Source organism: Vampirovibrio sp. (assembly GCF_041737375.1).
GTDB lineage: Bacteria > Cyanobacteriota > Vampirovibrionia > Vampirovibrionales > Vampirovibrionaceae > Vampirovibrio.
In genome coordinates this window covers 1-15374 of sequence record NZ_JBGSRV010000007.1, presented here as the reverse complement: position 1 = coordinate 15374, position 15374 = coordinate 1, and the positions used below count along the sequence as shown (strand labels likewise).

Here is a 15374-nt window from a genome sequence, read left to right as displayed (position 1 = left end):
GCTCGACTGATCTGCCAAGCCACCCATCAGGACATCGAATTTTGAGCCAGCTTTTCCATTTTAGCCCGTTGATCGGCCAGCGCCAACTGATTGATCAAATCTGACAAATCGCCCCCAATAATGGGGCTTAATGAAAAGTTTTGCCCAATACGATGATCGGTGAGACGATCTTGCGGGTAGTTATAGGTGCGAATCCGCTCGCTGCGGTCCCCGGTTCCCACCTGAGAACGACGCAAATCCGTTAATTCTTTCTGTTGCTTTTGCTCTTCGAGATCAAACAGCTTCACTTTTAATAAAGCCATGGCCTTGTTGCGGTTTCCCAGCTGGCTGCGATCTTCGGTCATGTGAATTTGGATGCCTGAGGGTTTGTGGAACAGACGCACAGCGGTTTCAACCTTGTTAACGTTCTGTCCGCCCGCTCCGCCGCTGCGGGCCGTGATAATCTCAATGTCTTCCGGGCGAATCTCGATGCTGATATCCTCAACCTCGGGCATCACCGCCACGGTGGCCGCACTGGTATGCACCCGCCCCTGAGATTCAGTCACCGGAACCCGCTGCACCCGATGCACCCCGGATTCATACTTGAGGGCGCTATATACATTTTGCCCCTTAATGCCAATGACCACTTCGCTGAAACCGCCAATTTCGTTTTCAGACTTGCTTAATACACTGGCTTCCCAGCCCACGGTACTGGCGTGGCGCAAATACATGCGCATCAGGTCGCCCACAAAAATATTGGCCTCATCCCCGCCGGTTCCGGCACGAACTTCCAGCATAATATCCTTGTCATCGTTGGGGTCCTTGGGCAGCAATAAAATTTGCAGCTTCTGGGCCAGCCCTTCCATATGATCTTCCAGTCGGTGAACCTCACCGTTCAGGAATTCCCGCATGTCTTTATCCGTTTCGCCCTTCAGCAGCTCCCGAGAATCCGACAAATCGGCGTCACATTGCTTCCACTCGTCAAACACCTCAATGGTGTCTTCCAGGGCGGCCCGCTTTTTGGAAATATCCTGCAACTTGTTGGAATTAGACAACACGGCAGGATCAGAGAGCATGTCTCCCAGCTGATGGTAGGTCACTTCTACCTCTTTCAGCTTCTCAAGTAGGCTTTCAAGTCCTTTCATGAATATCAGTCCAGTTGCTTTCTGCTTGCGGCGGCTTAACGAAAATACAAACTAAAACGCAACCGATAGGACCCGCAAGCAGGGCTGAATCGATTGCGTTTGAAGCTTATTTTTGCTCGGGTTTGGAATACCGTTTTTTGAACTTTTCCACCCGTCCCTCGGTATCCATAATTTTTTGAGTACCGGTAAAGAAAGGATGGCAAGCGCTGCAAACGTCCAAACGAATTTCAGACATTACAGAGCCGGTTTCAATGGTGTTTCCGCAAACACAGGTGGCTTTCACCTTGTTGTATTTGGGTTGAACTGCTTCACGCATGGGTAATAATTCTCCTGGGGGGTGAGCATGAGGAATGATTTCAGCATTGTAGCTCCCTGAAAATCCAAAATCAACCTTTGTAAAACCAGACCATTACTGGGGTCAAATCGGAGAGGGAACCTCGACAAAAAGCCGACTGAAGGTTTTTGATTCTACCCAAAGGTTGGCAGGACTTCAAGCCCAGCCAATGCTGGTTTAAAAAACAGCCCCCCATATTTGCGAACCAGCGCCCAAAAAACATATCCGCCCTTAATACAAAGCATCTCACTTCTTGAAAACCAACAGGCATCGATTGGAATCCGCCCCTTACCATTTCAACCCGGACTGACGGGTTATTGTTTTTTAACAAACAAAAAAAAGCGTGTTTATGAGAGCGTATTAAAGCTAAGCCCATCGGAAAAGAGTCCGACCCTACTCACGCTGTTAGTAAAAACCATTCTGAAAAAGCATCGAGGAACAAGGCCCTTTTAAGTCCATAGGCTGCTATACTAGTTACCCTTGAGGGATTTCTATAATGCGCTATAAGCTTTTACTGGTTGAAGACAATCCGGCCCATGAGGAATTGACCCGTCTGGCTCTGAAAAAAACCGGATTTTCACATGATTTGATTGTGCTGCGAGATGGCATTGAACTACTGGAATACCTGTTTCGGCAAGGAAAACACGTGGGCCTCACCCGGTTTGATATGCCGGATTTAATTTTGCTGGATTTAAAACTACCCCGCATGAATGGCCTTCAAGTACTGGAGCAACTCAAAACCGATGGTAGAACCCGCTTCATTCCGGTGGTCATGCTCTCCTCCTCCACGGAACAAAGTGATATTCAGCAAAGCTATAAACTGGGGGCCAATAGCTATATCCACAAAAGAATGAAAGCCGAGGAGTTCAACGCGGTTTTAAGAGACATTCTGGATTACTGGTTTTCATTCACCAAACTACCCCCTCGGGTTTATGTGGAAGACGTGGTGGGATAAGCCCACGCCCCCTCCTTAAAATCTGTTTTCTCACCGAGCGGCTCAGTGTATGCTAGGGCTTATTCATATGTGAAAGCAGCGAGGCAGGCATTTCCATGAGCGCATCTCCTTCCATTTTAATTTTCGCGGGCAGTACGCGTCAGGATTCCTACAATAAAAAACTGGTTAAAATCGCGGGACAAGGGGCTGAAGCCGCCGGGGCAACAGTTACCTTTATCGATTTGAAAGATTTTCCGCTGCCCTTGTACGATGAAGATTTGGAAACCGCCTCAGGATTGCCCTCACAGGCCCACCAGTTAAAAGCGCTGATGTTGTCCCATCAGGGGTTTCTCATTGCTTGCCCGGAGTACAACAGCTCTATTAGCGCGGTTTTAAAAAACGCCATTGACTGGGCTTCTCGCCCGGTGGATGGCGAAGCACCACTGGCCTGCTTTAAAGGAAAAGTTTGCGCGCTCATGAGCGCTTCTCCCGGTGCCTTGGGCGGCTTACGTGGACTTGTCCCGGTGCGCTCCTTGCTGGAAAATATCGGGGTTCTGGTTTTGCCGGAACAAGTGGCCATTTCTAAAGCCCACGAAGCGTTTGATGAAGCGGGCCAACTGCAAAACCCGAAACAGCAGGCATCCATTGAAGCACTGGGGGCCAGCCTGACCCGCATGCTGCTAAAACTGAACGCTTAAAACGTTCGTTCGGCACAACAGCCCATAGCCAGCCTGTCCAATTGTATTCAATAACAGGCTTGTTAAGATGACCCTGTTTGAAGTTTAAATGAGCAGGGGAAATAATGGCATGGTGTTCAGAAACAGAACGGATGCGGGAAAACAACTAACCGAAGCCTTATTGCCTTACCAACGGGAAAATTGCATTATTTTGGCCTTGCCCAGAGGCGGGGTGGCCGTGGGCCATGAAGTGGCCAAAAGGCTGAAAAAACCACTGGATGTGATGGTGGTGCGTAAAATTGGCGCTCCCGGCCACGAAGAGTTGGCGGCAGGGGCCATTGGCCCTCACGACGTTCTGGTTTTAAACCGGGATGTGCTGGTGATGCTCAGGCTGCAACCCGAGGCTTTACAGGATCGCATCGAACAGGAAAAAAAGGAACTAAACCGGCGATTGCATCTGTTTCGGGGCGACAGCCCTTTCCCCGATCTGGATGGCACCACCGTCATTCTGGTGGATGACGGGCTGGCCACCGGGGCCACGGCCCGAGCGGCCATTAAAGCGGTCAAAGCATTGAAACCCGCAAAAATTGTGCTGGCCATTCCGGTAGGAACCCGCCCCCTGCTGGCCCAATTGCGTTACGAAGTGGACGAGCTGGTGTGCCTGGAAAGCCCAGAGCACTTCGATGCGGTCAGCGCCTGGTATTTGGAATTTCCACAGTGCAGCGACAGCGAAGTGATTCACTGGCTGAATGACTTATGGGACCCAAAGAAAGAGCCTGTGGGCATGAACTGGGAAGATTTACCGTTGTAATGAGCGCTGTAATGAGCGCTTTCCCGGCTGAACGCAACGGACCTTTCTGACACAGGAGGTCCGTTCAATTAACGTGTTGCGGGATTGACAGTTTGAGCGCCCATTCTGGATGATAGACAAATTGATGACCGGAGACTTTCACCATGCCTTATCTCACACCCGAAAAAAAAACAAAGCACACCGCAGCAGAAAAGAAGACCACCCAATCCGCGACACTGAAAAGCGGTTACTGCGTGATTCCGGTTTCCGGCCCCCATCAGGCAACCCGCATGATTCAGGATGTATCTGAGGGGTTAAGCAGCAGTCCTCAAAAGTATTTGCCCTGCACCTATCTGTATGACGCCAAAGGCTCCGAATTATATGAGCAAATTACGGAGCTGGCGGAATATTATCCCACCCGCACTGAAACCGCCATTTTAAAGCAAATTGCCCCGGAACTTCGGAATTTAACCGAAACCCAACTCAAAGAACCACCGGAAATGGTGGAGCTGGGCAGTGGCTCATCGGCCAAAACCCGAATTATTCTGGATGCCTGGCAGCTTAGCAATCAATGCCTTACCTATATTCCGGTGGATGTCAGTGAAACCATGCTATCGGAAACCGCAAGCGCTTTAACCCGTGAATACAAGCAACTTCACGTGGTGGGACTGGCTGGAGATTACCAGGATGCCCTGAATTTTTTACCGGCCCAGCGAGAACGCCTGTTTTTATTTTTAGGGGGCACCATCGGTAATTTCTCAGCCGAATCGCAAACCGCTTTTTTCCAGTCTCTGCAACACAAAATGGGTTCTGGTTCCCGCCTGTTACTGGGATACGATCGCAGGCCCCATGCCACCAAAACAAAAGCGTTCATTGAAGCCGCCTACGATGATGCCAGTGGGGTCACCCGAGACTTTAACCTGAATATTTTGGCGCATATCAACCAAAAATTAGGGGGTAATTTTGAGTTAGCCCGCTGGAAACACCACGCCGTTTATAACAGCGAGGCCCAGCAAATTGAAATGTATGTAGAAAGTATCGAGGCCCAATCGGTTTACCTGAAAGCGCTGGATCGTTCCTTTTCTTTTGAGGCCGGGGAACGAATTTTGACCGAGATTTCCCGAAAGTTTGACCCCCAGGAACTGAGCGAGTGGTTTGAGAAATTAGGCTTTAAAACCATCAAGCACTGGCAGGATTCCGCCGGATGGTATGGCCTGCTTTTATTGCAAGCTTAAATTTTTTGAATTTATTTTTTAGTTTTGAACGCGTTGGCTTTTGCCAAAAACCCTAGCGCCGAACCACACAGCGGAAGGTGGCATAGGCGTATGGATAGTGCCCAAAATACCAGTTGCGAAAAGAGCGACGCATCAGGCGGGTGTCTGTAAAGCAGGAAGCACCCTTGACCACATAATGGCGGGCGTCGAAAAAATCCGTGGAATATTGAGGGTAACCCGTCGAAGCCCGAAATCCCTCGAATGGGCCGAACTGGGTACAGGTCCACTCCCAGCCGTTGCCCAGCATTTCCTGAACCCCAAAAACACTAGCCCCCGAAGGGTAGCATCCCACCGAAACCGGCGAGTAACGATAGAAATTAAAATTGCCCTTATCCGGGCTGGGGGCCGAATTGCCCCAAGGATACTGATTCACCTGAGCGTCCCCGTATGCGGCCCGATGCCATTCGGCCTCCGTAGGCAACTGCTTGCCCGCAAACCGGGCATAAGCAGCCGCTTCGGCCTGGGTGACATAAACCGGCCAATCCAGCGGCAGGGCGATTTCCTCAAAAAAATCACGCAGTCGCCATTCCCGATCGGTTTTTTTCCAGAAAGCGGGATGAGATTTTTGGGTCTGTTCTTTCCAGGCCCAACTCTCAGGGGTCCAATAGCGGCGCTCTTCATAGCCACCCGCTTCCACAAAATTGAGAAAACAGGCGTTGGTGACGTTATACACATCCATGGCAAACGGCCCCACTTCCACCGTGGCTCGGGGCATTTCATTATCCCAGGCATAATCGGCCATACCGTGAGACGCCCCCAAAATGGCCAAACCCGAGGGAATTTCAACCATTTGAGACAAATCCACATCCGGCGTACTACCGTATCCATCCAGCCGGAACAAGGGCATGTCATCCGGCTTTTGCTTCAGCGCCGGTGGGAGTTGATGGATCATGTACAACAAGGTTTCCTGATGCATCAGCTCATGCTCCAGCAACAGAAAAAACACCGCCCCGTTGTGCAGCAAGGGGTGCGCCGCAGTCTCAAAATCAACGGTGTCTAAATAGTCAAACAGCTGTTGATGAATATTGGCCCGGTAAGCCTGAACCGCAGCACGATCCGGCCATGCCGAAATGGTGGATTGATCCGCCTCGGTTTGCGATTCGGGATCAATGCCCCGCTCAAATAAGACATCAAACACGGGATGACAAGGCCCTTGTTCCAGCACCCGCACAAACAGGGTATTCCATATGAAGGCAGCCAAATGCCCCTCATAAAAATTAATGGGATGCCGCAAGGGAATGGGGCGCATCCCGTAAGCCGCTGGCGCAATTAAATTAAAAATACGCTCGGTTCTGGCAAAGGTTTGAAGAAACGCAGATTTTAAAGAGTCCGCCAAAACCGATGATTTTTCTAAAATAATGGCCTGCCCCATACGCTGGTTCTCCTCATTCTGCGCTTTAACATAAGCACCACAGTTTCACTCGTTATTCTAAGAACGGATGAACTAATTTTTCAACTGGCTACCTAGCGGTAACTGCCATGCAAAATAGATTCAACTGTGCTATTGATGTAGGCGTGTTCTTATTGAAAACTGGAGGAAAACGCGATGGTTCCGTTCATCCGTATCGCCCTGTCACTGGCAATGGTTACCACCCTTTGCGTATCGCCCGCTTCCGCCAGAGCTCGCCAATACGCCAGCGCCACTGACTTGCAAATTTCCTCTCAGGAAATCGAATCCGCCTCGGTGGGTAGAGATTTAATGGTACATGCCGTGCAAGTAGCCGGTAAACTGGCTGCCGGTCGGAATATCACCGGCACCGAATGCACGGTTTTGGGCAACGTATCCGCCGGACATAATGTGTTGCTGGAAAGCTGCCCTCAGGTGCAAAGCGTTTCCAGCGGTCATGACGCCGCAATTACCCGCAGCCAGATTCTAAATCATGTGGCCGCAGGACACGACATTACCCTGCACGGGGCCACCATCGAGCAACGGGTCAGCGCGGGCAATCAGGTGGTGGCGGAAACCTCGATCATCAAGGGCTTACTGTCACTAGGGGGCCACTATGCCAAGCTGGATGACACCACCGCGGTGGATATCGTTTTCTCAGAAGCCAACAACGTCAGCAACGGCTCTGGTATTCATATCGGGGGCAATAATTTTTCCAGCGTGCGGGTGGGTTCCAGCAGCCTCTCTTCCATCAACGGCTTCACCGTGAAGGGGGCCATGAATCAAACCACGGTCATCACCCCGGAACAAAGCATTTATGTCAACGGACTCAAGGTGTCGGGCGATGGCCCCAAAACTTACGGGGAGTATCAGGGCAAGCACCCGGAAGCGCCCACCGTGCATGGCCCCGGCTGGAGCAACGAAGCCCCCAAGGCCGCCCCTCAAACGTCCGGCAAACCCAACAAAGCCAGTCAAGCGGTCATTAACACGCTGGAACTCAGCAGCGGCAGTTTGGTGAGCGGGCAAGTCAATTTTGAAAGCGGTTATGGCAAAGTCATCGTGCATCCGGGCAGCCAGTTTCAGGGAAAAGTAATCAACGGCTTTGTGGAAAAAAGCAGCCGCTAAGCGCCTACCCACTATTCCAATTAAAGTTAATTGTTATATGACACTACCCGGTTGGGTAACTCAACTATAGACACACTGGCAATAATGTTTTGCCCTCCCTTTTCCTTACAATAATTTCACTCAGAGGATGAGCCAATCGAGGACAAAAAATTCCGGGCCCTTGCTCTGAGAAGCGTTGCGAATCCCTACGGCATCCGCCATCGACTTCAAAAAAAGCTCCCGGATCTCGATTCGGGATCCGGGAGCTTTTTCCAAAAAATGAAGCGGACAGCCTAAGTTAGGGTTCGCCATCTATTGTATTGCGTTTATCTCGTATTCCATTTATCCAGACCTTTAAACCGGTGAGGCTTACCTATTAAGAAGAGAAGCTGAAATGAGATTCTGACAACCACGGAGAGGCATCGGGAGCATTCCTACACCCATCACTGAAATTCAGGATCAGCCGTCCTGTTGCTTCCCTGTGGTTATTATTTTTATCTCAATCCAGTTTTGTTTCAATCCAGCCGGGCATTAAGTAAGCACCCATTTCATGGGCTCCAGATTAAAATCATTTCTGATAGAAGCGCTTATATTTTCGTTCAGCACCTTAGTTTGAGCTGCGCTCAAGGATTGCCGGGTACTAGCCTTTAAATCAGCACTCAGTTTTTGAGCAACGTCGGCCACCTTGCGATGACTGTCATAAGCTTTCAGCAGTAGCTCTTTTTCGTATTTTGCTTTAAGACCTTGCCCGGTTTTAAGATCTTCCTCAATTCTATTTGTAATTCTTTGACGCTTTGAAAGAACAGCCCCCTGCGGTGGTGCCGTCAAGTCTGAAGGCGCATCCACCAAATCAGCGGCGGGCAATAAATTATCCAGTTTTTCAGCCTTTAAATCTGCGCTCAATTGGTCGGCTTCTTTGGGGTCCAAATCGCTTTTAAAATAAGGCTTTAAAAACTGAGAGGCTTTTTGCTGATAAGTATCGAGATCTTTCAGAGACAACCCTTGTTCTGATAAATCAGGCAAACCCAACACCTTGGACTGACTGGCATAATTGGTCCACGGACTTAACAAGGAAATTTGCATTGAATTCAGGTAACCCGATGGTGACTTTGAGGTTTTCCATTCCTGATTCAGGGCATTTTTATCCTGAGCGTTAAAATTAAAGTTTCCAACCCGTTTATTAAACAGTTGAGCCAACAGATCATCCACCTTTTCCAACTCAGGACTTAAATCCTGCATCCGTTTATTTTGGGTGGCTTCATCGGGTGCTTCATCCAGAGCCTTCAACTTGTTTAAAGCCTGGGTGTACTCATTATTGGCTGTGGGATTCAATTGATACAAAGCGTTTAACTGCTGGCGAATGGCCGGATGGCTGGCCAGATTTTTGGTCAGGGGGGTGGCGTACACCGCAGTGGTTAAACCCAGCAGGGCCTGATGCACATTATCTTTCAGCGCGGCTTGCCGACCGTGATCGATTAAATAAGCCTGATTGCCGCCCACCCGAATATTGCCCGAGTGAATGTCCAGCGGCTTGGCGTTGGAAAGGGTTAGCAGCCGCAATAAATCGGGCGCGATTTGGCCCCGATATTTTTTGCCGCTTTCCAGATTATTCAGCTCCAGAAAATCTTTGTCGCCCACAAAAGGAAGCACCAGCCCCCGCTCGGTAGCGGCCAACACATCGGGAACCGTAAACCCTTTTAAATTTAAGGCTTCCGCCGTATCTTTCAAGGCTTTGGTATTCAACGCTTCCTGTTTGGATTGGGTTTCCATTTTAAGCAAGTGAACCGTTTCACTAACATTTGCAACCGCTTTGCTCTTGGCTTGCTCAGTGGTCCCCATCGAAACCAATTCTCTATAGTACAAAAACCGACGGTATTCATCCAGATAGGCCGTGGTAATTTCCGGTTTAACCGCTTTGAAAACCAGTTTTTTCCCCGATTTGGTTTTGCCTTCAAAAACCTGGCCGTTTGAACCGGCTTTAATGGCTTTCCCAACCTCATCCACCGGATCGTTTGGGAACTGGGCATTATAGGCTTTGGTCAACTCATCCAGCGATTTTTGAAAGACTTTTTTAGGCAACGGCGGTACGTTGCTAAGCACTTTACTCTGCTTATCAATGCTTTTTAAATAAAGATTAGCAAAAAAGACCACAAACTTGCTAATCAGTGACTCCTTCAAAGTCAGTTTTTCTTCGGGATTCTTCAAACGCTCAATCATCTGCTCCCAATGCGGCTTTTGGGCCAAGTCCGTTTCCGCCATCATTTGTGCATTTTTTAAAGCATCTGGCCCCATTTTGCTTAATAAAACCAAATCAGGCCCCGCCAATATATTGATTTTAAAATACCATTTTCTGGGGTTGAAGTTATACCAGAACAATTGCTCTCGATTCGCTTTTGGCAAATATTTTAGAGCAGTACCATTATATTCTTTCTTAATTTTTCGCTCATAAAAATAGCTCCTCAACTGGTATTTGGCAAAATTAAGAAGGTTTCTAAACCTTTCCGATTTTGAATTGTTACCATTAGCCGCCCTTGACTTCTCTCGTTTCTCTATTTGAGCCTTGGCCAATTCTTGCAGCTTTTTTTGCTTTTCCGGCTTGGTAAAGCCAGGATTTTTGACATTTTTGGCCCAGTCCGGCAGGCTTTCGCCTGAAAAAAGCAAATCTTTCCCACCAAAACGGGGCGAATGACTTTCCCCTGAAAGGGTTTTAGCCTGTGGACTCAGAACAGGCGAGCCGGAAACAGGACGCTTTGGAAAACCGGGAAGCTGCACAGACATCAAGCACTCTCCAATTAAAACTATTGCGATACTGATTCAACGTTCAGGCAAACTAGAACGTGCCAGTTGTGTGCGTAAATTAACGTTTCTTCATAAATTCCCCAGCCTAAATCCCACAGCAAGGAAAAGACTGGAAGCGGGAACTAAAGTGAACCATTCACGGTCATAGTACCAGTAATCTATTCAAAAGCCGTCTTGAAACAACAATCCAAAAGCCCAAGACGCACTGCGGTGTAACCAGCCGTCTATTAGACCTGTTTGGCACAAACCCATCTATAGCCGAATACAAAACCAACCCAGCCGTTTTGTATACTGATTGCGTTTCATCGGGGAGAAACCACATGGATATTTCCATCCAGAAAGGCACCAGCGTCTCTATTCACGAACAACTGGTCACCCAGATTTCCATGCAAATTGCCGCAGGCATTCTGGGGGCTAATTTCAAGCTGCCCAGCATCCGGGCTTTGTCCAAAAAATTGGGTATTCATCACAATACCTGCCTCAACGCCTATCGAGAGCTTGAAAATATGGGGCTTATCCAGATTCGTCACGGCAGCGGGGCCAGAGTAGCCAGCAACAACCCGGAACGTGGCCTGAACGAGCGAAACAACAAAGACGGCGCCCCCATGCCTCTGGATCAGCTGGCCGATTTTTTCGTGCAACAGGTCATTCGTCAGGATTATCGCTGGGAGGACGCTTTGGCGGCTCTGGAAAAATCCAGACAGGCCAAAAGCGCTCAGTTCCGGCAACCTCTGGTATTTGTGGATATTCACGCCGATATTTTGCCCATTTTCCAAATTGAATTACAACAAGCCCTCAATCGTCCGGTGCAAATCATGTTGTTAAACAATCTGGATTTGGATCAGGAACAAGACGCCCACTTTGTGGTAAGTCGCTACCACTTTCAGGCATTAAAAGACAAGCTGCAAGCCAGCCTGATCTTCCCGGCGGGGAATGGTCATGACCCAGCCAACCATCTTTATTTTACCGATCGCATCACCGTGGTGGATGTGGGGGCCGTTCGACAAGAGCTGGAGCTGATTAAGCAACTGCCGTCCGAAGCCTTGATTGCGGTTATCTCCAAAAGCACCATCATTCTACAACAGGCCGAAGCGGTAATTAAAGCGCTGCGAGGCGAGGACGTCTACATACGCACCATACTGGCCGGACATGAAAGCATTCAGGAACTGCAACGAGTCATCAAGCGGGCTCAGGCCACTTTTACAGACTGGCTTTGCCTTGACGACCTGAAAGTGTTAACCACCAAAACGCTGCATCCCATCCGCACCATTCCTCAGCGAGAAATTGACAAACTAAAGCCGTTTCAAGGATAGAGCATCAATCCCCAAAATGAGCTAAGGCCATGACTTCAGGGGCGGTTTTTATGATTTCAAGGCGGTGCTAAACAGGGTGCGTACCCGCATCCAGGCATCTTCAGCCGCGGATGGATCAAAGTCAGCCCGCTGATTGCAGAAAAAGCCGTGGCCCGTATTGGCATAGCGAATCACTTCATAACGCCGATTGGCGGCCTTCAGCGCTTGTTCAATCCGCTGGTTGTCTTCAGCGGGAATCAGTGGATCTTCCATACCAAACAGGCAAAGCATCTGGCCATGGATATCCCCCACAGACTCCACCGTGGGTTCGCCACCCCCCGGCGATGACGTAGCCACCCCACCGGGATAAAAGGCAGCCGTGGCTGAAATTTCAGGCAGTGTGGCCGCTATAAACGCCACATGCCCACCAAAACAAAAGCCGATACATCCCATTTTATGGGATGCGCCAACGGTGGGTTGCTGTTTCAAAAACTCAATGGTGGCCTGCAAATCATCCAGCAGTCCGGCTCGGGTGGTTTGCTCCTTGTGGGAAAATCCGGTGGTGGCATCGGCCTGAGTGTAGCCCAATTCCATATTTTGCGTGGTGCGATGATAATAATTGGGCGCAATGGCCACATAGCCTTCTGCGGCGATACGCTGGGTCACGTCCTGAATATGGGCGTTGACCCCGAAAATTTCCATCAGCACCACCACCGCAGGCCAGGGGCCTTCGCCTTGTGGACGCGCCATATAGGCTTGCATCGGCTCACCCTTTACATCCAGGGATACCCACTCACACAACAATTGATTGCGAAGATCTTGAGTCGAAAGGTCTTGTGCCATGATGCTCCCCTGACATTGAAAACGAGTGATGATACGGGCCTCATTCAATGGACTGATTTAGGCAAAAACAACCCCAAAAAACAATCCGAAAAAAATCCATTGATGAATACAGAATTAGTATCCTCAAAACAGACTCAATAGGCTATCCCCCAAAAAAATTTGCGAATTAAGTTAAGTTAAAATAAGCCCGCAGCCACACAAAACGCCGAAAGCATTAGCAGGAAGCGCCCGTTGGGTTCAGCTGATCAGCAATTCTCCGACAGGGGTATTTTCGCAAATCCAGTTTTAGTGGATAATACAAGAAAGCTGAGCCATTTGAAAAATTTCGCTTTTTTTAGACTGCCACCCAGATCAAAACATGAGGGGATTTTGATTCTGCCATTCAGCCGGAAAGTGAACTTTAAAAAGCACCAAACCACTTGAGAAACCTTATTTTATCGGGAGTGATACACATGATTTCAAAACGGTCTTATTTGCCGTTTACCGCTGTTTTATTAATGCTAAGTGTGGGGGTTGGCGTTACTATGCAGCATAAAATACGTTCTAACACATCTCATCGATTAGCCGCACTACAAGCGTTGCAAACAGCCCATTTAAAACTAGGGCAAGCAGGCCAAGCTCAGCCAGAGCATCTCAAAACCCAGGCTTTAATTGGTGAGGCCATTGAGCGCTTGAGCGCCAGTGAAAAAGGGCAAGGCTGGACAGAATCCGTATCGGTACATTAGCGCGGGCTGGAAACAATTAAGCGTTTGTAGCGGGCTTGCCCATGCTTTTCCAGAAACTAATCACCAAAATGGAGAGGCCTACCGCCATGGCGGTATGGGTTAACCCGTAAGTGGCGGAACGCAGGGCGTGACTTCCAAAAAACAGACTGGCATCCAGCACCGTAAAGTCCAGTTGACCGCTACGAACGCCCAGCAAATAATGATAGCCCTTGTAGAGCATCAACACCACGGCCATTACAGCGCTGGGCAAATATAACCCACCGCCCCAACGCAGGCTTTTAGCGGAAAGGGGTCGATAACCCAATTGCAGCCCCAGATAGAGCATCCAGGTAATGGCCAGCGGAATCAGGGCGCCAATAATAAAGGTATGCCCGTGTACCAGAGAAAGGCTGAAAATAGATTCCAGGTGAGGTCCCGGTGGCAAAATCTCAGACACCGGCGCTTTTTTAGAAGACTCCTGGAACAGGATACCCATCACCAAACCCGCAATCATCATAACGATAGAAAAGCGGAGAAAAACCCGGTAAAACGAGCGGTAATAATCAGGAATGCTCATTCTTGACACCTCAAAAAAATTGATTAATTGTATTTAACTTATAGGCAACACCCCGATTCAAATGGTCGGAATGCCCGATGGGGAAAATCGGTTGATGCGATTATCATAACCCGACCGGGCAGTAATCCATACCCCATTACCCCATTTTCAGCCTGGTCGGTGAAACGCCTGTTATCACCGCACCCGGTAACGCCCCTATAAACCGGCTAATCACCTCAGGCTCTAACAGTCAGGCACGCCTTTAAATTGTTTTTATACCCAAAAAGGTAATTGATATCGGCCCCGGCTTTATTGATAATAAGCCCTACATAGCGGTTATGCCTACCACAAACCGCTGGAATGCAAAGGGATTGCCTGCTCAACAAGGATGTTTTATGGCATGGCGAAATGGATTTCACCAGAACTAAAGGGCCGTAGGCTTTCCTGAATTCCGTTACAAGGCGAAACCACAGCAGGATTCGCTCACACAAGGTATTCAGCAGCAGAGGAGGACCCGAAAACCCTTGAGAACACCTTGACATCCATTCGACTGTAACTGTAAAAAGCACCAGATTCGTCTGGTGCTTTTTACGTAAGGGCCTTCATTATATAGGATGGAAAAACCAATCAAAATGAAATCGATGATTGTAGCAGGGGTTAACGCTTTACCCACACTTTAAGCCCTTGAACCCCAAAGGGCCATGGGAGTTTCCCAAGATCATCACCTGATCATAACTGGCATTTGGATTCGAAAAATAGCCTTAACCTGAATGGTGTGGGAATCACACCAAGCGCAGCCCCTCAAAGTAGGTCGGGGAAAGGTATCGGTTGAAAATCAGGCAGGGATTGAGAATACCCATTGACTATTACAGAACATGTAGCCCAACTATGGACGATTCACTTGCCATCCAGGATTCCTACATCCGTAGAATACAGACGGGCCAAGAAAAAATGTACTTGCCTTTGCTTGAACAACACTTATAATAAGTGTGTAATTAAATCTGAGGAGTTGTGTTTCCCATGAATAAAGAAGAATTAGTACAAGAAGTCGCAAAAAAGACCAAAGTATCCCAGAAGCAAGTTGATGAGACTCTGGCTTCCATCGTAGAAACTATCGTTAAAACCGTTTCCAAAGGCAAAAAAGTAACCCTGATTGGTTTTGGAACATTTGAACCACGCAAGCGCGCTGCCCGTACTGGCCGCAACCCACAAACCGGCAAAGAACTGAAAATCCCCGCAAAAACCGTGCCTGCTTTCTCCGCTGGCAAAAAATTCAAAGAACTGGTTGCCAAAAAATAATTATCCTTTGGCAAAAAATCAGGAAGCTCGCTTTCGAATTGAAAGCGAGCTTCTTATTTGGGTTATATAGCACTCTTTCTTAATCTAACGACTCTTTACCAATTGATTGCGCAAGCCTAGAACTCATACGGTAACTTTTTGAAGGCAGAGCATGGCACAGCCAAGCTGCCAGAAGGCTTCCCAGTTCTGCCAGTGATACTCGTAGCGGATTTCAAGCTTTCTAAATTTGCCCAGCCAGGCAAAGCAACGTTCAATGG

The 15374-nt window shown here is 48.8% G+C and carries 14 protein-coding genes; 8 read left to right on the top strand and 6 right to left on the bottom strand.

Annotation, left to right across the window (positions count from 1 at the left end):
* Positions 1-26: 26 nt before the first annotated feature.
* Together prfA and rpmE are read right to left on the bottom strand one after the other, a co-directional pair.
* Complete coding sequence (prfA, locus tag ACEW81_RS03440; protein ID WP_373531571.1) at positions 27-1124, bottom strand: peptide chain release factor 1; 1098 nt, start codon at positions 1122-1124, stop codon at positions 27-29.
* Between the two features lie 106 nt (positions 1125-1230).
* Positions 1231-1440, bottom strand: coding sequence for a 50S ribosomal protein L31 (gene rpmE / locus ACEW81_RS03435; protein ID WP_373531570.1), 210 nt, complete (start codon positions 1438-1440; stop codon positions 1231-1233).
* A gap of 514 nt (positions 1441-1954) precedes the next feature.
* Here rpmE and ACEW81_RS03430 point away from each other — a divergent pair.
* The 4 genes from ACEW81_RS03430 to egtD all read left to right on the top strand — a co-directional run bounded on the left by ACEW81_RS03430 (position 1955) and on the right by egtD (position 5094).
* Positions 1955-2413, top strand: coding sequence for a response regulator (locus ACEW81_RS03430; protein WP_373531569.1), 459 nt, complete (start codon positions 1955-1957; stop codon positions 2411-2413).
* A 95-nt stretch (positions 2414-2508) separates the two neighbouring features.
* A complete protein-coding gene (locus ACEW81_RS03425) occupies positions 2509-3090 on the top strand; it encodes an NADPH-dependent FMN reductase (protein WP_373531568.1) in 582 nt (193 codons plus the stop codon).
* Positions 3091-3199: 109 nt separating this feature from the next.
* Positions 3200-3880: a phosphoribosyltransferase gene (locus ACEW81_RS03420; RefSeq protein ID WP_373531567.1), complete on the top strand. Its 681-nt coding sequence runs from the start codon at positions 3200-3202 to the stop codon at positions 3878-3880.
* Positions 3881-4023: 143 nt separating this feature from the next.
* Positions 4024-5094, top strand: a complete 1071-nt coding sequence (gene egtD, locus ACEW81_RS03415; protein ID WP_373531566.1) for an L-histidine N(alpha)-methyltransferase — start codon at positions 4024-4026, stop codon at positions 5092-5094.
* Between the two features lie 52 nt (positions 5095-5146).
* On the opposite strand, the gene ACEW81_RS03410 is transcribed toward egtD, so the two are convergent.
* Positions 5147-6505: an SUMF1/EgtB/PvdO family nonheme iron enzyme gene (locus ACEW81_RS03410; protein WP_373531565.1), complete on the bottom strand. Its 1359-nt coding sequence runs from the start codon at positions 6503-6505 to the stop codon at positions 5147-5149.
* Positions 6506-6679: 174 nt separating this feature from the next.
* On the opposite strand from ACEW81_RS03410, the gene ACEW81_RS03405 reads away from it, so the two are divergent.
* Positions 6680-7645 (top strand): hypothetical protein, encoded by a 966-nt coding sequence (locus tag ACEW81_RS03405; RefSeq protein ID WP_373531564.1) that lies wholly within the window; start codon positions 6680-6682, stop codon positions 7643-7645.
* Between the two features lie 510 nt (positions 7646-8155).
* On the opposite strand, the gene ACEW81_RS03400 is transcribed toward ACEW81_RS03405, so the two are convergent.
* Positions 8156-10024, bottom strand: coding sequence for an AarF/UbiB family protein (locus ACEW81_RS03400; RefSeq protein WP_373531563.1), 1869 nt, complete (start codon positions 10022-10024; stop codon positions 8156-8158).
* 719 nt (positions 10025-10743) lie between these two features.
* Between ACEW81_RS03400 and ACEW81_RS03395 the strand changes: the two genes are divergently transcribed.
* On the top strand, positions 10744-11736 hold the full coding sequence (locus ACEW81_RS03395; RefSeq protein ID WP_373531562.1) for a GntR family transcriptional regulator: 993 nt from the start codon (positions 10744-10746) through the stop codon (positions 11734-11736).
* Positions 11737-11784: 48 nt separating this feature from the next.
* Here ACEW81_RS03395 and ACEW81_RS03390 read toward each other — a convergent pair whose 3' ends face one another.
* Positions 11785-12558 carry a dienelactone hydrolase family protein gene (locus ACEW81_RS03390; protein WP_373531561.1) on the bottom strand — a complete coding sequence of 258 codons (774 nt, stop codon included), beginning with the start codon at positions 12556-12558 and terminating at the stop codon, positions 11785-11787.
* A 452-nt stretch (positions 12559-13010) separates the two neighbouring features.
* Between ACEW81_RS03390 and ACEW81_RS03385 the strand changes: the two genes are divergently transcribed.
* Positions 13011-13283 carry a hypothetical protein gene (locus ACEW81_RS03385; RefSeq protein ID WP_373531560.1) on the top strand — a complete coding sequence of 91 codons (273 nt, stop codon included), beginning with the start codon at positions 13011-13013 and terminating at the stop codon, positions 13281-13283.
* 16 nt (positions 13284-13299) lie between these two features.
* Here ACEW81_RS03385 and ACEW81_RS03380 read toward each other — a convergent pair whose 3' ends face one another.
* Positions 13300-13839 (bottom strand): DUF2871 family protein, encoded by a 540-nt coding sequence (locus ACEW81_RS03380; protein ID WP_373531559.1) that lies wholly within the window; start codon positions 13837-13839, stop codon positions 13300-13302.
* Between the two features lie 999 nt (positions 13840-14838).
* On the opposite strand from ACEW81_RS03380, the gene ACEW81_RS03375 reads away from it, so the two are divergent.
* A complete protein-coding gene (locus ACEW81_RS03375; protein ID WP_373531558.1) occupies positions 14839-15117 on the top strand; it encodes an HU family DNA-binding protein in 279 nt (92 codons plus the stop codon).
* The last annotated feature ends 257 nt before the right edge of the window (positions 15118-15374 follow it).